Origin of the sequence: Streptomyces milbemycinicus (genome assembly GCF_002154605.1) — a bacterium.
Classification (GTDB): domain Bacteria; phylum Actinomycetota; class Actinomycetes; order Streptomycetales; family Streptomycetaceae; genus Streptomyces; species Streptomyces milbemycinicus.
The window spans coordinates 532-1,320 of record NZ_MUNE01001140.1 but is presented as its reverse complement, the minus strand read 5'-3'; the positions used below and the strand labels follow the sequence as shown (position 1 = coordinate 1,320).

At 68.2% G+C, this 789-nt stretch carries 1 protein-coding gene and 1 tRNA gene; both read right to left on the bottom strand.

Features of this window, described 5'->3' with window-relative positions:
• Window positions 1-311, bottom strand: a 311-nt coding sequence (locus CCN51_RS51650; RefSeq protein ID WP_158104800.1) for an NTP transferase domain-containing protein, incomplete at its 3' end; no start/stop codon positions are given.
• Between the two features lie 111 nt (window positions 312-422).
• A tRNA-Gln gene (locus CCN51_RS51645) sits at window positions 423-495 on the bottom strand.
• Between the last annotated feature and the right edge of the window lie 294 nt (window positions 496-789).

Here is a 789-nt window from a genome sequence, read left to right as displayed (position 1 = left end):
ACCCCGCTGTCGGCGCTGTCGGTGAGTTGCTCAAGCCCCATCCGGACGGCGTGCCCCGTCCCGTTCTGTTCGTGCTGCACGGCGGTGCACACGTCGGCGTCGATCTCGGCGAGATGCGCGGTGACCTGCTCACGGGCGTGGCCGACGACGACCACCAGGTTCTCGGGGGACAGCTCGCGGGAGGCGGCGACGACATGCCCGACGAGGGACCGGCCGCAGATCGCATGCAGGACCTTGGGGGTCGTCGACTTCATGCGGGTGCCCTCACCCGCTGCGAGGACGACGACGGCTGCCGGGCGGTTGGCGCTCACGGATGTGCCCTTCGGGCTCGGCTCGGGTGTGGACAACCGCAGGATACCGAGAGGTTTCGGGGCGGGAACGAGGGTGGGTCCTGACATGGACGGTCAGGATTCGAACTTGAGCTCCCCTGCAAGGATTCGAACCTTGACAAACAGCTCCAAAGGCTGCTGTGCTGCCTGATTACACCACAGGGGATAGTAGAGCGGTCAAATCGGACACCTGGTGGGGGTTGCCGACTTGGCCCCCACCACTATGCCGTACCAAGCCCCTTCGACGCGACGGTAGAGCGCCGCGCTGTGCGCCGCATGGATTGCGAGGCGGCCTCTGTGGGCGTCTGCCGGGTTCTGCCGCTTCGCCCTGCCGTGTCCCGGGGTGAACCTCCCGCACCCGGCCGTAGTCTGGTCGGTATGACTGCGACGGGGGAAATGGGGGACGTCGAGACAGCGGGTGCGCGAGGCGCGCCCGCTGGGCCGTGGTGGTGGCCGCGGC